Source organism: Mycobacterium sp. E1747, from assembly GCF_001667775.1.
Classification (GTDB): Bacteria; Actinomycetota; Actinomycetes; order Mycobacteriales; family Mycobacteriaceae; genus Mycobacterium.
Genome location: NZ_LZJI01000192.1, coordinates 1 through 17,455 on the forward strand (window position 1 = coordinate 1; position 17,455 = coordinate 17,455).

Annotated in this window: 17 protein-coding genes and 1 pseudogene; 14 read left to right on the forward strand and 4 right to left on the reverse strand. The window is 66.8% G+C overall.

Going from position 1 to position 17,455, the window contains the following annotated elements; all coding sequences use genetic code 11:
* Positions 1–345: DUF1707 domain-containing protein (locus A5695_RS19235; protein ID WP_231974905.1), on the reverse strand; the 345-nt coding region annotated here is incomplete at its 3' end.
* Here A5695_RS19235 and A5695_RS19240 point away from each other — a divergent pair.
* The 10 genes and pseudogenes from A5695_RS19240 to A5695_RS19285 form a co-directional block, all read left to right on the forward strand.
* Positions 305–907 (forward strand): annotated as a pseudogene (locus tag A5695_RS19240) (hypothetical protein); the annotation flags it as partial. The gene A5695_RS19235 and the pseudogene A5695_RS19240 sit on opposite strands and share 41 nt — an antisense overlap.
* A 158-nt stretch (positions 908–1,065) precedes the next feature.
* Positions 1,066–1,608 carry a PadR family transcriptional regulator gene (locus A5695_RS19245; protein ID WP_068085664.1) on the forward strand — a complete coding sequence of 181 codons (543 nt, stop codon included), beginning with the start codon at positions 1,066–1,068 and terminating at the stop codon, positions 1,606–1,608.
* 59 nt (positions 1,609–1,667) lie between these two features.
* Positions 1,668–2,765, forward strand: a complete 1,098-nt coding sequence (locus A5695_RS19250) for an inositol-3-phosphate synthase (RefSeq protein ID WP_068085666.1) — start codon at positions 1,668–1,670, stop codon at positions 2,763–2,765.
* Positions 2,766–3,047: 282 nt separating this feature from the next.
* Positions 3,048–3,968, forward strand: coding sequence for an alpha/beta fold hydrolase (locus A5695_RS19255; RefSeq protein WP_156749746.1), 921 nt, complete (start codon positions 3,048–3,050; stop codon positions 3,966–3,968).
* 15 nt (positions 3,969–3,983) lie between these two features.
* Complete coding sequence (locus A5695_RS19260) at positions 3,984–4,769, forward strand: LLM class F420-dependent oxidoreductase (protein ID WP_068085669.1); 786 nt, start codon at positions 3,984–3,986, stop codon at positions 4,767–4,769.
* 110 nt (positions 4,770–4,879) lie between these two features.
* Positions 4,880–5,620 carry a GntR family transcriptional regulator gene (locus tag A5695_RS19265; RefSeq protein WP_068085671.1) on the forward strand — a complete coding sequence of 247 codons (741 nt, stop codon included), beginning with the start codon at positions 4,880–4,882 and terminating at the stop codon, positions 5,618–5,620.
* Between the two features lie 48 nt (positions 5,621–5,668).
* Positions 5,669–7,477, forward strand: a complete 1,809-nt coding sequence (locus A5695_RS19270; protein WP_068085673.1) for an ABC transporter substrate-binding protein/permease — start codon at positions 5,669–5,671, stop codon at positions 7,475–7,477.
* Positions 7,474–8,214: an amino acid ABC transporter ATP-binding protein gene (locus A5695_RS19275; RefSeq protein ID WP_068085678.1), complete on the forward strand. Its 741-nt coding sequence runs from the start codon at positions 7,474–7,476 to the stop codon at positions 8,212–8,214. Before A5695_RS19270 ends, A5695_RS19275 begins: the two co-directional genes overlap by 4 nt.
* 72 nt (positions 8,215–8,286) lie before the next feature.
* On the forward strand, positions 8,287–8,790 hold the full coding sequence (locus A5695_RS19280) for a MarR family winged helix-turn-helix transcriptional regulator (protein WP_068085681.1): 504 nt from the start codon (positions 8,287–8,289) through the stop codon (positions 8,788–8,790).
* 47 nt (positions 8,791–8,837) lie between these two features.
* Positions 8,838–9,509, forward strand: a complete 672-nt coding sequence (locus tag A5695_RS19285) for an SDR family oxidoreductase (protein WP_068085685.1) — start codon at positions 8,838–8,840, stop codon at positions 9,507–9,509.
* A gap of 12 nt (positions 9,510–9,521) precedes the next feature.
* On the opposite strand, the gene leuS is transcribed toward A5695_RS19285, so the two are convergent.
* A complete protein-coding gene (gene leuS / locus A5695_RS19290; RefSeq protein WP_068085803.1) occupies positions 9,522–12,431 on the reverse strand; it encodes a leucine--tRNA ligase in 2,910 nt (969 codons plus the stop codon).
* Between the two features lie 183 nt (positions 12,432–12,614).
* On the opposite strand from leuS, the gene A5695_RS19295 reads away from it, so the two are divergent.
* Complete coding sequence (locus A5695_RS19295; protein ID WP_068085687.1) at positions 12,615–13,784, forward strand: LpqN/LpqT family lipoprotein; 1,170 nt, start codon at positions 12,615–12,617, stop codon at positions 13,782–13,784.
* A gap of 65 nt (positions 13,785–13,849) precedes the next feature.
* Positions 13,850–14,191, forward strand: coding sequence for a hypothetical protein (locus A5695_RS19300; protein WP_068085689.1), 342 nt, complete (start codon positions 13,850–13,852; stop codon positions 14,189–14,191).
* Positions 14,192–14,222: 31 nt separating this feature from the next.
* Here the strand turns inward: A5695_RS19300 and A5695_RS19305 are convergent, their stop codons facing one another.
* Positions 14,223–14,831: a YqgE/AlgH family protein gene (locus A5695_RS19305; RefSeq protein WP_156749745.1), complete on the reverse strand. Its 609-nt coding sequence runs from the start codon at positions 14,829–14,831 to the stop codon at positions 14,223–14,225.
* 139 nt (positions 14,832–14,970) lie between these two features.
* On the opposite strand from A5695_RS19305, the gene A5695_RS19310 reads away from it, so the two are divergent.
* Both A5695_RS19310 and A5695_RS19315 read left to right on the forward strand, forming a co-directional pair.
* Positions 14,971–16,290, forward strand: coding sequence for an MFS transporter (locus A5695_RS19310; protein WP_068085810.1), 1,320 nt, complete (start codon positions 14,971–14,973; stop codon positions 16,288–16,290).
* On the forward strand, positions 16,290–17,063 hold the full coding sequence (locus A5695_RS19315; protein WP_068085691.1) for a TIGR03084 family metal-binding protein: 774 nt from the start codon (positions 16,290–16,292) through the stop codon (positions 17,061–17,063). The genes A5695_RS19310 and A5695_RS19315 overlap by 1 nt, the downstream gene beginning before the upstream one ends.
* A gap of 70 nt (positions 17,064–17,133) precedes the next feature.
* On the opposite strand, the gene A5695_RS19320 is transcribed toward A5695_RS19315, so the two are convergent.
* The gene (locus A5695_RS19320) at positions 17,134–17,454 is read right to left on the reverse strand and encodes a DUF2710 family protein (protein ID WP_369830213.1); all 321 of its coding nucleotides are present in this window, start codon (positions 17,452–17,454) and stop codon (positions 17,134–17,136) included.
* Between the last annotated feature and the right edge of the window lies 1 nt (position 17,455).

Here is a 17,455-nt window from a genome sequence, read left to right on the forward strand (position 1 = left end):
CGTGGTGTTGCCGTACATGCCCCACCCGATGCCGATGCCGAGCAGTACCGACACGACGAATGCGGCGGCGAGCACCCCCCAGCCGCCGAGCCTCGGCGGCACCGGCAGGCGCTTGACGGTGGTTGTCGGCAGGGCGCTGCTGTCCGTCTGCAGGTCGCTCACCAGGTCCTGCAGGTCGCCGAGCGTGACGGCCTTGGTGGCCGCGCTCACCCGTTCCCGGTGCTCTTCCATCGACAGCTCGCCGTCGTTGAGGGCGTTGTCGAGGATCTTGCAGGCGTCCTGCCGGTTGACGTCTTTGGCGCGGGTGCTCGCCGCCGCATTCGTCGTGTCGGTACTGCTCGGCATCGGCATCGGGTGGGGCATGTACGGCAACACCACGTCGCCGCTCGACTTCACCACCGACCCCGGCGCCAAGCCCGACGGAGTCGGCCCGGTCGTGCTGACGCCGCCCACCCAGTTGCATTCGGTCGGCGGCCTGACCGGCCTGCTCGAGCAAACACGGAAGCGGTTCGGCGACGCGGTGGGCTACCGCTTGGTGATCTACCCGACGTACGCGGTGCTCGACCGGCCGGATCCCTCCGACGATCGCCGGGTGTTGGCCTACACCTATCGCGGCGGCTGGGGCGACCCGACAAGCTCGGCCAAGAGTTCCGCGGACGGGCCCGTTCCGGTGGACCTGAGCAAGTTCGACGTCACGGCGACGGTGGGCATCATGCGCGGTGCCCCGCAGACCCTCCACATGAAGCCTTCGGACGTCAAGACCGAATACCTCAACATCCAGCCGGCCAGCGACCCCACCACCCCTGGAGCCCTGTCGTTGTCGCTCTACGTTTCCAGCGACTACGGTGGTGGCTACATCGTTTTCGCAGGTGACGGCACCCTGAAGCAACTGAATCTGCCGTCTTAACCACTGCCGGGCCAGCCGGCGGACGGCGCGATTTCGATTCCACGCACTCGGACTAATAGCTGACGAACATCCGGTGGTGTTGTGGCGAATATATCGAGGCGATACGATGACGCGAGGCGTCGAACCGTCGTAACCAGCCGCGCAAAGGAGGTGATTCGATGCTTGAGCTCGCCATCCTGGGCCTGCTGATCGAATCGCCGATGCACGGTTACGAGTTGCGCAAAAGGCTGACCGGTCTCCTCGGTGCGTTCCGTGCGTTCTCGTACGGTTCCCTGTACCCCGCCCTCCGGCGGATGCAGGCCGAAGGGTTGATCGCCGAAGACGCCGCCCCGGCCGGCACGCCGGTCCGGCGGGCCCGGCGCGTCTACCAGCTAACCGACGAGGGCCGTCGGCGCTTCGGTGAGCTGGTGGCCGACACCGGTCCGCACAACTACACCGACGACGGCTTCGGGGTGCACCTGGCGTTCTTCAACCGGACTCCGGCGGAGGCGCGCATGCGCATCCTGGAGGGTCGCCGCCGTCAGGTTGAGGAGCGGCGAGAAGGCCTGCGTGAAGCCGTGGCGCGGGCCAGCAGCTCGTTCGATCGCTACACCCGCCAACTTCACCAACTGGGGCTGGAGTCCAGCGAGCGCGAAGTGAAGTGGCTCAACGAGCTCATTGCTGCGGAGCGGGCGATGCCCGGTGTCTCCGAGCAGACGTAAAACCCTGCACGAAATTCATCAGCTGCGACACCGAGTTATGGAGTTAGGAGAACGCCCTTATGAGTGACCAGAACGCGCCAATCGCGTCGACGGAGGTACGAGTCGCCATTGTCGGCGTCGGTAACTGCGCGTCTTCGCTGGTACAGGGCGTCGAGTACTACCAGAACGCCGACCAGAACAGCACCGTGCCTGGCCTGATGCACGTCAAGTTCGGCCAGTACCACGTGCGCGACGTCAAGTTCGTCGCCGCCTTCGACGTCGACGCCAAGAAGGTCGGCTTCGACCTCTCAGATGCGATCTTCGCCTCGGAGAACAACACGATCAAGATCGCCGACGTGCCGCCCACCAACGTCGTGGTGCAGCGCGGCCCGACGCTGGACGGCATCGGCAAGTACTACGCCGACACCATCGAGCTGTCGGACGTCGAGCCGGTCGACGTGGTCAAGGCGCTCAAGGACGCCGAGGTCGACGTGCTGGTGTCCTACCTGCCCGTGGGCTCGGAAGAGGCCGACAAGTTCTACGCCCAGTGCGCCATCGACGCCGGTGTGGCGTTCGTCAACGCGCTGCCGGTGTTCATCGCCTCGGACCCGGTGTGGGCCAAGAAGTTCGCTGACGCAGGCGTGCCGATTGTGGGCGACGACATCAAGAGCCAGGTCGGCGCCACCATCACCCACCGTGTGATGGCCAAGCTGTTCGAGGACCGCGGTGTGCAGCTGGACCGCACCATGCAGCTCAACGTCGGCGGCAACATGGACTTCCTCAACATGCTCGAGCGTGAGCGGCTGGAGTCCAAGAAGATCTCCAAGACGCAGGCCGTCACGTCGAACGTGCAGCGCGAGTTCAAGACCAGGGACGTGCACATCGGCCCGTCCGACCACGTCGGCTGGCTGGACGACCGCAAGTGGGCCTACGTGCGGCTGGAGGGCCGCGCCTTCGGTGACGTGCCGCTGAACCTGGAGTACAAGCTCGAGGTGTGGGACTCGCCGAACTCCGCGGGCGTCATCATCGACGCGGTGCGCGCGGCCAAGATCGCCAAGGACCGCGGCATCGGCGGCCCAGTGATCCCGGCGTCGGCCTACCTGATGAAGAGCCCGCCGCAGCAGCTGCCCGACGACGTCGCTCGCGCGCAGCTCGAAGAGTTCATCATCGAGGGCTGACCCCCTTTTTCCACCGATTGTGCGGTGAGGTCGCTTCGGTGGCCTCACCGCACGTTCGTTTGCGGGTCCCTTTGTCACACCAGCGTGACGCTCGGCGAGCACAGCCACGCTGGCGTGACGCTCGGTGCTGGGGCGGTTCGTGGAAACTGCCCGTTCGCCAGGGTTTTCGACCGCTGGGACGAGCCGCCGGCGCAGCTTCGCATCGAACGAATCGACGTGGATTGGCCGAAGCCGTCGCCCTCGCCGCCCGAGATGGTCGAGGCGATGCGCTGGGCTAGATTCATGGTCGTGGCCGATACCTCCCACGATGAACTCGACGGGCTCGACGAATTCTCGCTGCTGTCCGAGAATGCCGAGCAGGCCGGCGTCAGCGGTCCGCTGCTGGACGTGCAACGCGTGGAGGCGGGCGCCGGTGAGGAGAAAATCAGCGCGCTGCGCTGGGGTGGCACTTCCCCGCGGATCGTCTTCCTGCACGGCGGCGGCCAGAACGCCCACACGTGGGACACCGTCATCGTCGGCCTCGGCGAACCCGCACTGGCCGTGGACCTGCCGGGGCACGGTCATTCGGCGTGGCGCGAGGACGGCGACTACTCGCCGCAGCTGAACGCCGATGCCTTGTTGCCCGCAGTGCGCGAGCACGCACCCAGCGCCGATCTTGTGGTGGGCATGTCGCTGGGTGGGTTGACCGCGATACGGCTGGCCGCCGTGGCGCCCGAACTGGTGAACGAACTTGTCCTCATCGACGTCACCCCGTCGGCGCTGCAACGCCACTCGGAGATGACCAAGGAACAGCAGGGCACGGTAGCGCTGATGCACGGCGAACGCGAATTCCCCAGCTTCGAGGCCATGCTGGATTTGACGATCGCCGCGGCGCCGCACCGCGAGGTGAAGGCGCTGCGCCGCGGCGTCTTTCACAATTCGCGCCGGCTGGAAAACGGCAACTGGACGTGGCGCTACGACGCCATCCGCAAGTTCCCCGACTTCGACGTCCTGTGGGAGGACGTGGACAAGCTGTCCGCACCCATCACCCTCATCCGCGGCGGCAACTCGAGATTCGTCAGCGACGATGATGCCGCCGAATTAAGCCGTCGCACAAAGCATTTCCGAACCTCACACGTGGTGGAGAATTCGGGGCACTCCGTGCAAAGCGACCAACCCCTGGCCCTGATCGAGCTGCTGCGCGGTGTGCTCGAAGCGCGGTGAGCCTACGGTGGTCATATGACCTGTGAGCTCCCCATCCGCGTCGGTGTACAACTCCAACCTCAGCACGCGCCGCAGTACCGCCAAATCCGTGACGCCGTGCGCCGCTGCGAGGACATCGGGGTCGACATCGCGTTCAACTGGGACCACTTCTTCCCCCTATACGGGGACCCCGACGGCGCGCATTTCGAATGCTGGACCATGCTCGGGGCCTGGGCCGAGCAGACGTCGCGCATACAGATCGGTGCGCTCGTCACCTGCAACTCCTACCGGAATCCCGAGCTGCTCGCCGACATGGCCCGAACCGTCGACCACATCTGCGACGGCCGGCTCGTGCTGGGGATCGGCTCGGGCTGGAAACAGAAGGACTACGACGAATACGGGTACGACTTCGGCACCGCGGGCAGCCGTCTGGATGACCTCGCCGGCGCGCTCCCGCGGATCAAGGCGCGGCTGGCCAAGCTGAATCCGCCGCCGACCCGCGACATCCCGATCCTGATCGGCGGCGGCGGCGAGCGTAAGACGCTACGGCTGGTGGCCGAACACGCCGACCTGTGGCACAGCTTCACCTCCGCCGAGGAGTTCCCGGCGAAGTCAGAGGTCTTGGCCCGGCACTGCGCCGACGTCGGCCGCGACCCGGCGAGCATCGAACGCTCGGCCGCCGTTCAGGACCGCGGTGGGCTGATCGAGAATGCCGAAAGCCTCGTCGGCCTCGGTGTGACGCTGTTGACGGTGGGGTGTGATGGTCCGGATTACGACCTGAGCGCCGCGGAAGCGCTGTGTCGGTGGCGCGACAGTCGTTAAGGCCTTTCGCCGCAAGATTCCTCCGTCAAACGCCGGAAAATACGAGCCAACTCGTGAGAAGCTTCTCGCGCTAGTTGGCCGAACCGGGTTTGAAAGAGACTCAACAACGAATGCCGAAGAAATACGGGGTCAAAGAAAAGGACCTGGTCGTTTCCCACATCCTGCACCTCTTGCTGACGGGAAAGCTGCGTAGCGGCGACCGCGTCGATCGCAATGAGATCGCGCTGGGCCTGGGCGTGAGCCGAGTTCCCATTCAAGAAGCGTTGGTGCAACTCGAACACGACGGCATTGTCTCCACCCGCTACCACCGCGGTGCGTTCGTGGAGCGGTTCAACGAAGGGACCGTTCTCGAACATCACGAGCTCGAGGGCCTGCTCAACGGCATCACCTCCGCGCGCGCGGCCACCAGCCCGACCCCGCGGATCCTGGGTCAGCTCGATGCCCTGATGCGATCGCTGCGCGCCGCCAAGGATTCACGTGCGTTCTGCGACATCGCGGCGGAATACCGCCGCACGATCAATGACGAGTACGCCGGACCGCGGTTGCACGCCACGATCCGCGCCTCGCAAAACCTGGTGCCCCGGGTGTTCTGGCTGATATATCAGGGCAGCCGCGAAGAGATCCTCCCGTCTTACGAAGAGGAGACTTCCGCGATCAACCGGCGCGACCCCGAGGCCGCCCGGGCCGCCTGCGTCGCCCGCTCCTACCTGATGGCACAGACCATGCTGGCCGAACTCTCCCGGCGCGGGGTGTTCGCCGCGCCCGACGGCATGGGTCCCGTGGCGCCGGAACCGCTCGACGTACTCGCCGACGCCGAACCCGCGGGCGTCGAGCCGTCGCTGGCGATCTAGGGCACGCTCACCCGACGAGGCCGCCGTCCGGTCGATACGGTGGCAGGGATGAATGCGCGCGCGTTCCAACGCACCCAGCGCCGCGGAAGGCTGATCGGACTGGCCGCGACGACAGTGTTGGTGTGCGGCATGGCATTAGGTGGTCCGGCCGGGCCCGCGGCCGCCGACTGGAACCAATGCGCACCCTCGGGTGTGGAGAGCGCACGGGCCTTGCCCAAAGACCTGACCGAAAGCCAGCCCACGCCCCAGGAAGACCGGGATACAACCAATTCCGTCGAGCCGATCGGCTCCGTCGACGTCGGCGCTCTCGGCCTCGGCACACCGGGCGTGCTGACGGTGGGCACCCTGTCGGACGCCCCGCCCAACATCTGCATCAACCCCACCGGTGAATTCAGCGGCTTCGACAACTTGCTCCTGCGCGCCATCGCCGACAAGCTGCATCTGCAGCTCCGCTTCGTCAGCACCGACTTCTCCGCCTTGTTGGCTCAAGTGGCGTCCCGGCGTTTCGACGTGGGATCGGCATCGGTGAAAGCGACCGACCAGCGCCGCCGCACCGTCGCGTTCACCAATGGTTACGACTTCGGCTTCTATTCCCTCGTGGTGCCGCCCGGCTCGCCGATACACAAATTCAGCGACCTGGCGGCCGGCCAGCGTATCGGCGTGGTCCAGGGCACCGTCGAGGAGTCCTATGTCGTTGACACCCTGCATCTGCAACCGGTGAAGTACCCGGGCTTTGCCACCCTCTACGCCAGTCTCAAGACCCGCCAGATCGATGCGTGGGTGGCACCCGGGACCCTTGCCTCGACCGTCATTCGCCCGGGCGATCCCGCGGTCACGGTCGCGAACACTTTCAGCCCAGGCAATTTCGTGGCCTATGCGGTCGCCAAGGAGAACAAACCGCTGATCGATGCGCTGAACTCCGGACTGGACGCGGCGATCGCCGACGGCACCTGGGCCAAGCTCTACTGCCAGTGGGTGCCGCGCACGCTGCCGGCCGGCTGGAAGCCCGGGTCGAAAGCCGCGCCAACGCCGAACCTGCCCGACTTCGCCGCGATCGCCGCGAGCCAGCACCGCAGCCCGACGGGACCGGCCGCACCCAAATCGACGCTGGCGCAGTTGCGCGATTCGTTTTTCGACTGGGAGATGTACCGACGAGCCATCCCGGTTCTGCTCACTACCGGGCTGCCCAACACACTGATCCTGACCAACAGCGCAATCGTGATCGGCCTCGCGGTCGGGATGGTGCTGGCCATGGCCGGCATCTCGCACCGACGCTGGCTGCGCTGGCCGGCGCGGGTGTACACCGATATCTTCCGGGGCCTGCCCGAAGTGGTGATCATCCTGCTGATCGGAATGGGCATCGGGCCGTTGGTCGGCGGGCTGACCAACAAGAATCCCTATCCGCTCGGGATTGCGGCGTTGGGATTGATGGCTGCCGCCTACATCGGCGAAATCCTGCGTTCCGGAATCCAAAGCGTGGACCCCGGCCAGTTGGAGGCTGCCCGCGCGCTGGGATTCAGCTATACGACCGCCATGCGGCTCGTGGTTGTGCCACAGGGAATACGGCGGGTGCTGCCGGCATTGGTCAACCAATTCATCGGCCTGCTGAAGGCCTCCGCTCTGGTGTACTTCCTCGGCCTGATCGCCGAGCAGCGCGAGCTTTTCCAGGTGGGCCGGGATTTGAATGCCCAGACCGGCAGCCTGTCGCCGTTGGTGGCTGCGGGCCTCTTCTACTTGATATTGACCATTCCGTTGACGCACCTGGTGAATTACATCGACACGCGCCTGCGCCGCGGCCGGGGCACCCCCGACCCGGACGACACGCTTACGACGACGTTCGGCCAGGAGATCACGTGAATACGGGGCGTGCGCCAGTCTCCCTGGCCGCCAAAGACATTCATCAGACTCTCGGTGGCAACAAGGTGTTGCGCGGTGTCGATTTCGAGGCCCCCGCGGGGACCACCGTGGCCGTCATCGGCCCGTCCGGATCGGGCAAGTCGACGCTGCTGCGCACCTTGAACCGGTTGCACGAACCCGACAGTGGCGACATCCTGTTGGACGGGCGATCGGTGTTGCGCGACGATCCCAATGCGCTCCGCCAGCGCATCGGCATGGTGTTTCAGCATTTCAATCTCTTCCCGCACCTGAGTGTGCTCAAAAATGTCGCGATGGCGCCGCACAAGTTGCGCCGCCTGGCCGCGGACGAAGCCCGTGACTTGGCCCTGGCCCAGTTAGAACGAGTTGGCTTGAAGCACAAGGCGGATGCGCGGCCCGCGATGTTGTCCGGCGGCCAGCAGCAACGGGTCGCGATCGCCCGCGCGCTGGCCATGGCGCCGCAAGTGATGTTCTTCGACGAGGCGACTTCTGCGCTGGATCCCGAAATGGTGAAAGGGATTCTGCAACTCATCGCCGATCTCGGCGCCGACGGCATGACGATGCTCGTGGTCACGCATGAAATGGGGTTCGCCCGCTCGGCATCCGACACGGTCGTCTTCATGGATCGGGGCAAGGTCGTGGAATCCGGTCCCCCGGAGCAGATTTTCGAGGCTGCACAGACCGAACGTCTACAGCGATTTCTGTCGCAAGTACTTTGACGGTTCCACCAGTAGTAATTAGTAGGCTTAGCTACCTTGTACCCGCCTGATATAGCGTTAGACTCCCCGGTTATGGCGGACAGCGAATCCACCGCGGCCGATGTGACCGAGCTTGCGGAAGGTTTGCACCGTGCGCTGTCCAAGTTGTTTTCGATTCTGCGTCGCGGCGACCCGAGCGGCGCCGCCGCGGGAGAACTGACGCTGGCGCAACTGTCGATCCTGGTGACCTTGCTGGATCAGGGGCCGATTCGGATGACCGACCTGGCGGCCCACGAACGGGTGCGGACTCCGACCACCACAGTGGCGATCCGCCGGCTGGAAAAGCTCGGTCTGGTCAAACGCTCCCGTGACCCGTCCGACCTGCGGGCGGTGCTGGTCGACATCACGCCGCGCGGACGGGCGGTGCATGGTGAATCCCTGGCCAACCGGCGCGCTTCCCTGGCTGCGATGCTCAGCCAGCTCCCCCCAGCCGACCTGGACACCCTAATGCAGGCGCTGGCTCCGCTACAGCGGCTGGCCTCCGGCGAACCGGCCCCGGGGCCCGCAGGTGAGCCCGCGGCGGCCAAAGAGGCGTGAAAACGCCCTATAGACAACGGCTTTCCCGACTTCCGTAGGCTGTATACATGCCCACTGCACTCATCACCGGCGCCGGCGGCGGCATCGGTGCCGCGATCGCCACTGCGCTGGCCCCCACCCACACGCTGCTGCTTGCCGGCCGGCCTTCCGACCGGCTCGACGCCGTCGCGGCGCGGCTCGACGCGACGACCTTCCCGCTGGACCTGACCGACCCTTCCGAGATCGAGGCCACCTGCGAGATCGTCGACGAACTCGACGTGCTGGTGCACAACGCAGGCGTGTCCTTCCCCGGTCATGTCGCGGAGTCCAACGTGGACGAGTGGCGCGCCACCTTCGCCGTCAATGTGCTTGGGCCGGTGGAACTTACGCTGGTGCTGCTACCGGCCCTGCGGAGCGCCCGCGGGCAGGTGGTCTTCATCAACTCCGGGGCGGGGCGCAACGTCTCCCCCGGAATGGCCTCCTATTCGGCGAGCAAATTCGCGTTGCGCGCATTCGCCGACTCGCTGCGCGCCGACGAACCGCAGCTGCGGGTGACCACGGTATATCCCGGCCGCACCGACACCGAAATGCAGCGCGAACTCGTCGCATTCGAGGGCGGCACGTACGACCCCGCGAAGTTTCTCAAACCGGAAACGGTTGCGGCCGCGGTGGCCAACGTGGTGGCCACTCCCCCAGACGGGCACGTCCACGAGGTCGTGCTGCGGCCCGCAGGCCGGTGACAAGGCTATTCGCTAGACGACCAGGTTGACCAGTCGGCCCGGGACGACGATCACCTTGCGCGGATGTGCGCCCGCCAGAAAGGCCTGGACCTTCTCGTCCGACAAGGCCGCGGCTTTCAGGGTGTCTTGGTCGGCGTCGGCGGCAACCACCACGCGCCCCCGCACTTTGCCGTTGACCTGGACGGGGTATTCGACGCTGTCGTCGACCAGGTAGGCCGGATCGGCTTGAGGGAACGGGCCATGCGCCAGCGACGTGGTGTGGCCCAGTCGCAGCCACAGTTCCTCGGCCATATGCGGGGCCAGTGGCGCCAGCATCAGCACCAGCGGCTCGACCGCCGCGCGCGGCACCGCGTCGCGGTGCTTCTTGGTCAGGTGGTTCGTGTACTCGATGAGCTTGGCGGCCGCGGTGTTATTCCGCAGCGCCGCATAGTCGTCCGAAACTCCTGTGATGGTACGGTGCAGCGCTCGCAGGGTGTCGGTGTCGAGGTCTTGGCCGGTCCCATCGACCACCCGGGTGACGCCGGTCTGCTCGTCGACCACCAGCCGCCATACACGTTGCAGGAAGCGGTGCGCCCCGACGACGTCTTTGGTGGCCCACGGCCGGGAGGCTTCCAGGGGGCCCATCGACATCTCGTACACCCGCAGCGTGTCGGCTCCGTACTCGTCGCAGATTTCGTCGGGCGATATCGAATTCTTCAGGCTCTTACCGATTTTGCCGAATTCCTGGAACACCTCGATCTCCCCGCCGGGAGCCCGATAGAAGAAGCGGCCACCCCGTTCGGTCACCTCGTCGGCCGGGACGTAAGAGCCGCGCGAGTCGGTGTAGGCGAAGGCTTGGATGTAGCCCTGGTTGACCAGGCGACGGTACGGCTCTTTGGAGCTGACGTGTCCGAGGTCGTACAAGACCTTGTGCCAGAACCGCGCGTACAGCAGGTGCAGCACCGCGTGTTCGGCGCCTCCAACGTACAGGTCGACACCGCCGGGATCCTGCGGACCGTGCTCGTCGGGCCGCGGACCCATCCAATAGGCTTCGTTCTCCTTGTCGCACAACCGCTCCGAGTTGTACGGATCGGTGTAGCGCAGTTCGTACCAGGAGCTGCCGGCCCACTGTGGCATCACGTTGGTGTCACGGGTGTAGGGTTGCAGGCCGTCGCCGAGATCCAGTTCGACTTGCACCCATTCGGTGGCCTTGGCCAGCGGTGGTGACGGCTCGCTGTCCGCGTCGTCGGGGTCGAACAGCACGGGCGAGTAGTCCGGCACATCGGGCAGCTCAACCGGCAGCGCGGCTTCGTCGAGCGCGTGGGCACGCCCGTCACTGTCGTAGACGATTGGGAACGGCTCACCCCAGTAGCGCTGCCGTGCGAAAAGCCAGTCGCGCAGCTTGAATTCGATACGCGCCCAGCCGCGGCCATCCGCCTCCAGGCGAGCGGTGATCGCTTCCTTCGCCGTCGCCACGTCCATCCCGTCGAGGTAGCCGGAATTGACCAGCACACCGTCACCGGGGTAGGCGGCTTCCGAAACATCGCCCCCGGCAATGACTTCCACGATGCGAAGCCCGAACTGGTGGGCGAAGTCCCAGTCGCGCTGATCGTGACCCGGAACCGCCATGATGGCGCCCGTCCCATAACCGGCCAATACGTAGTCGGCGATGAAGATCGGCACCGGCTCACCGTTGGCTGGGTTGGTCGCGTAGCTGCCCAGGAAGACGCCGGACTTCTCCTTGCTCTCCTGCCGCTCGAGATCCGACTTCGCCGCGATCGCCTGCCGGTAACCTGCGACGGCGTCCCCCGGCGTCGCGGCACCGTAGGTCCACCGCGGGTCGGTCGCCTCCGGCCAGCTGGCGGTAACCAGCCCGTCGACCAGGTCATGTTCGGGAGCCAGCACCAGGTAGGTGGCACCGAACATCGTGTCCGGTCGGGTGGTGAACACTTCGATGTCGACCGTCTGACCGCTGGTGTTACGCGCCGAGAACAGCGCCCGAGTCCCAGTGGAGCGCCCAATCCAGTTGCGCTGCATGGTTTTGACCGGTTCCGGCCAGTCCAGGAGCTCCAGGTCGTCGAGCAGCCGGTCGGCATAGGCGGTGATCCGCATCATCCACTGCCGCAACCGTTTCCGGAACACCGGGAAGTTACCGCGGTCGCTGCGACCGTCGGCGGTCACCTCTTCGTTGGCCAACACCGTGCCCAATCCCGGACACCAGTTGACCATCGAGTCGGCGCGGTAGACCAGCCTATGGCTGTCGATCACGTCGGCCCGCTCCCCCGTCGACAACGCAGACCATTCGCGTCCGTCTTCCAGCTGTCTTGCGCCGGAATCGAATTCCGCGATCAAGTCTGCGATCGGTCGGGCCTTGTTGGCCGCAGTGTCGAACCAGGCGTTATAGATCTGCAGGAAGATCCACTGCGTCCACTTGTAGAACTCGACGTCGGTGGTCGAAAAGCTGCGCCGGCTGTCGTGGCCGAGACCCAGCCGGCCGAGTTGACGGCGGAAGTTCACGACGTTGGCCTCGGTTCGGATCCGCGGATGCGTGCCGGTCTGCACGGCGTACTGCTCGGCGGGCAACCCGAAGGCATCGAACCCCAACGCATGCAGAACGTTATGCCCGGTCATCCGGAAGTAGCGGGCGTAGACGTCGGTGGCGATGTAGCCCAGCGGATGGCCGACGTGCAGTCCCTCACCGGAGGGGTAGGGAAACATGTCCTGCACGAACAACTTGTCAGCGGGAACGGGCGTGCCATCCGTCGGGGCCAAGGATCCGACCGGGTTGGGCACGTTGAACGTGCCGAGCTTCGCCCAGTTCTCCTGCCACGTTCTTTCGATATCGCCCGCCAGCGCCGCGGTGTAACGAAACGTCGGGGCGTCGGAGTCCGTCTGAACGGCACCGGGGTTGCTCTCGGCGGCGGTGGTCGGGGATTCGGTCACCTGAACAGGGTATAAGGCAACCCGAGCCCGCCCGCCGGGCCACAGGATGGTCTCGGTTCCGTTGCGCACCGATCAGGGGTTCATCCCAGGTCGATTTCGAGCCTATTCACCGGCTTTGACCTGTAGTTACAGTCGGCCTCTGATAAACCTGCTGGCAGTGCGCCATTGGAAGGACCGAGGCAGATGATTGAGATCGTCCCCGCCCGCCGCGCGCTCTTGGGGGGTATGGCCGCCGGACTGATCGCCATGGCCGTCGCCACGGCCGCCAACGCGTCGGCTGACCCCGCGCTTCCCGCGCCATCACCCGCCCCGGCCCTACCGGCTCCGCAGAATGCCACCGTCGCACCGGGGCAGGTGCCCACCAACCGGTTCGTCGCGACCCCGCCGGCATCGAACCCCGCTGCCTCGCCGACGGGCCCGGTTACGCCGGTCCCCGCAACCGCCGCGCCCGCCCCGGCGGCACCCGCGGTCGCCCCCGCCACCTCCGGGACGATCCGTGAATACCTGCAGTCGAACGGGGTCAAGCTCGAGGCGCAGAAGCCCGACGGGCTCAAGGCGCTCGACATCACCCTGCCGGTGCCCGCCCGCTGGACCCAGGTTCCGGACCCCAATGTGCCCGACGCGTTCGCGGTGATCGCCGACCGCCAAGGCAGCAGCATCTACACCTCGAATGCCCAGGTGGTGGTGTACAAGCTGGTCGGCAACTTCGATCCCCGCGAGGCGATCAGCCACGGCTACGTCGACAGCCAGAAGCTGTTGGCCTGGCAACCCACCAACGCCTCGATGGCCGATTTCGGCGGGTTCCCGTCGTCGATAGTTGAAGGCACCTACCGCGACGGCGACATGACGCTGAACACCTCGCGGCGCCACGTCATCGCCACCTCCGGCCACGACAAGTACCTGGTGTCGCTCGCGGTGACAACCGATCGTGCGGTGGCCGTCGCCGACGCGCCCGCCACCGACGCCATCGTCAACGGTTTCCGGGTGACCGTTCCGGGCGCCCCGGTCCCCGCGCCGGTCCAGAGTCCCGCTGCCTCGCCGGTCGGGCTGGCGCCGGCCCCGGTCGCACAGCTGCCCCCGGTTGCGCAAGTTCCGGCCACCGCTCCGGTCGCGCAAGTTCCGGCCACCGCTCCGGTCGCGCAAGCTCCGGCCACCGCGCCGGTCGGGCAGGTACCGGTTACCGCGCCGCTCGGGCAGGCGCCAGCCGTGGCTCCGCTGCGGCAGACATCGGCGACGGCGCCGACCGGCCTGCCGGTACAGGCGCCCATGCCGAGCCGCCAGCCCGCGCCGAACCTGCTGACCCTGGTTCCGGGCCTGCCGCCCCTGCCCAATTTCTCGTTCCTGCAGCACTAGGGCGGTGCCGCGGCTCCGCTGGAGCCCACTGAGCGGACCGGCCGTCGGGCTCGTATTGTGAGGCCATGCTGATTGCGGGGGTGGTGTGCATGTGCGCGGCGGTGGCTTCGGCCGGGTTCGGAACATGGTCACTGGCACGCGGCCAAAATGCCGATCCGACCGCGTTGGCGCTACGGTCGGTGGCCCCGGCACAACTGGCCGCGTCGATCATGCTGGCGGCCGGTGGGGTGGTGGCGCTGGCAGCCCCGCCGCACACCGCACTGGTGGTGTTGATCGTCTGCGTCGTCGGTGCCTTCGGAACGCTGGCCGCCGGGTCGTGGCAGAGCGCGCGCTTCGCGCTGCAGCAGGAAGCGGCGGCGCCGGCCTGCACGGGTGCCTGCTCCGGCTGCACGCAGTCCTGCCACTGAGCCAGCGGGGTGGGCCCCCGGGGGAGGGGCGTTAGTTGCGGCTCAGGTCGATCGGATGGGTCGCCAGCAACGACAGCGGCAGCGGCTGGCGTCGCAGCACCTGCCCCCACAGGTCGGACCTCGCCCCGAAGAGAACGTCAGATGGCAACGCCGACAAGACAATCCAGTCGTCACGTTCGATCTCGCCTTCGAGCTGACCGATCGTCCAGCCGGAGTAGCCGGCGAAGATTCGTACCCCCTCCACCACCGGCGCGATCGTGTCGGGGTCGGCATCGAGATCGACCATCACCACCCGGCCGGCCACGTGCCGCAGGCCGACCACGCCCTGCGGGTCGGCGCCAACCCGCAGTGTCGCCAGGCACAGGGCCGCGTCACGCTTCACCGGGCCGCCGATGAACATCGTCTTCGGCTTGGCCGCCAATTTTGTCCACTGCGGCAGCACGTTGTACACCGCCGTTTCGCTGGCGCGGTTGAGCACTACCCCTAAGGTGCCACCGTCGTTGTGCTCGACGATGTAGATCACGCTGCGCCGAAACGTCGGCTCGAAAAGATCGGTGTTGGCAAGCAGCAACGTACCCGCGCGGACCCGCTGCGCGGCCGGCGCGACATAGTCCTCTGGATCCTCGGGCGGCGGCACCACACCATCATCGCATCCAGCACTTGCCGCCCGGGCGAATCAAGCGCGGGACGTAAATATTTGTACTGTTGGAGGGTCGGCTCGAGCCGTGACGAGCTTGCTAGCCCCAATCGTGGAAGTCGGTTTCGTGATCCAATCCCGGATGCACTCAAGCGCACCCGTCGAAATCTGGCGGTCGGTGCGCAGTTTGCCGGACTTCTGGCGGCTGCTCCAGGTGCGCATGGCGAGTCAGTTCGGCGACGGGCTGTTCCAGGCGGGTCTGGCCGGGGCCTTGTTGTTCAATCCGGACCGCGCCGCCGATCCGATGGCCATCGCGCGGGCGTTCACCGTGCTGTTCTTGCCTTACTCGCTGTTAGGTCCGTTCGCCGGCGCCCTGATGGACCGTTGGGACCGCCGACTGGTGATCGTCGGCGCCAACGCCGGCCGCCTCATCCTGATCGCCGCGATCGGCACAATCCTGGCGGTCCGAGCCGGCGACCTGCCGCTGCTGTTGGGCGCACTGCTCGCCAACGGCCTGGCCCGATTCGTCGGCTCCGGGCTGTCGGCGTCCTTGCCGCACGTCGTGCCGCGCGAACAGGTCGTGACGATGAACGCCGTGGCCAACGCGTCGGGAGCCATCGCCGCATTTATCGGCGCCAACTTCATGCTCGTGCCCCGGTTGGTGTTCGGCGCCGGGGACACAGGCGCCTCGGCGATCATCTTTCTCACCGGCGTCCCCATCGCCACCGCCTTGCTGCTGACCTTGCGGTTCGGCTCCCGCGTGCTGGGGCCAGACGACACCAAGAGGGCGATCCATGGACCGGTCTTCTATGCCGTGATCACCGGCTGGTTGCACGGCGCGCGCACGGTGGCGCAGCGGCCCACGGTCGCGGCCACCCTGTCCGGGTTGGCCGCCCACCGCATGGCGATCGGGATCAACTCGCTGCTGGTGTTGCTGCTGGTGCACCACATGAGAGACCCGCAGGCCGGGGGATTGGGCACCGCGCTGGTGTTCTTCGGGGCAGCCGGCCTCGGGGCGTTTCTGGCCAACGTGCTGACTCCGCCGGCGGTCCGGAGGTGGGGGCGCTACGCGACGGTGAACGGTGCGCTCGCGGCGTCGGCGACCATCGAGGTTGCGGGTGCGGGGTTGCTGCTGCCGGTGATGGCGGTGTGCGGGTTCTTTCTGGGTGTGACCGGGCAGATGGTCAAACTGTGCGCCGATTCTGCGATGCAGATGGACGTCGATGACGCCCTGCGCGGGCACGTGTTCGCGGTGCAGGACGCGCTGTTCTGGGTCGCGTTCATCGCCTCCATCACGGTGGCCGCGGCGCTGATTCCCGGCGACGGGCACGCGCCGGCGTTCGCCTTGTTCGGCTCGGGGCTTTACCTGGCCGGACTGGCCACGCACAGTTTCCTGGGACGGCGCGGCGACCAGGCGAATAATCGTTCCCCGGCGGTGGCGACCGACGAGCGGAGGCAGTGATGGCAGGTCCCGAATCGATTGTTGCCGACCTTCGCGCTGAGAGCGACGGCCTCGATGCCCTGGTCGCGCCGCTCTCGGCCGACCGCTGGGCCGACCCGACGCCCGCGCCGGGATGGTCCATCGCCCACCAGATCGGCCACCTGTTGTGGACCGACCGCGTCGCGCTGACCTCGGTAACCGACGAGGCCGGGTTTGCCGACGTGCTCAAGGCCGCGGCCGCCGACCCGACGGGCTTGGTCGACGCGGGCGCCGACGAACTGGCCGCTCTGCCGCCGACCGAACTGCTCGCCGACTGGCGGGCCACCCGTGGCCGGCTGCACGAGGCGCTGCTGCAGGTGCCCGCCGAACGCAAACTTCCCTGGTTCGGACCGCCGATGAGCGCAGCCTCGATGGCTACCGCGCGGCTGATGGAGACGTGGGCTCACGGGCTGGACGTTGCCGACGCATTGGGGATCAAACGGGCCGCCACCGATCGGCTGCGGTCGATTGCCCACCTGGGAGTGCGCACCCGCGACTACGCCTTCTCCGTCAACAACCTGCCCGCCCCTGCCGAGCCCTTCCTGGTCGAGTTGCGCGGACCCGGTGGTGACACCTGGACCTGGGGACCGCCTAACGCGACGCAGCGGGTCACCGGTTCGGCCGAGGATTTCTGTTACTTGGTCACGCAGCGGCGCCCGCTCGGCGCCCTCGACATCACCGCGGATGGGCCCGACGCGCAGCGTTGGCTGGAGATCGCACAAGCCTTCGCCGGCCCGCCCGGCGCCGGTCGATGAGCGCGCGTGCGCGCGAAGAGAGCCGGCGCCCATCCGACACACGCGCCGGTCGATGAGCGCGCGTGGTCGGTTACTGAAGTGGGCCACCGTAACTCGCCTGATTCTCGGCCTCGGCCTCTTCCCGTAGCGCCGAGATCGCGAGGTTCAGCCGGTCGGCCAGCTCCCCGTGCGCATATGCGGTCATCACGCCGGGATGCAGAGTCAGCTTGAGCAGCCGACCGTCAGCATTGGCCACCGCATAGATATCACCGAGGTCGACGCTGTAGGTGACGGCCTCAGCCTGGGCCACGAGGGCTTCCCACTTGTCGGCCGCTTCGCTCAATTCGCGAAGAACTGATTCGACGAGGTCCTTGTCGCTTAGATTCGCGCGACCGCCCGAATCCGACACGATC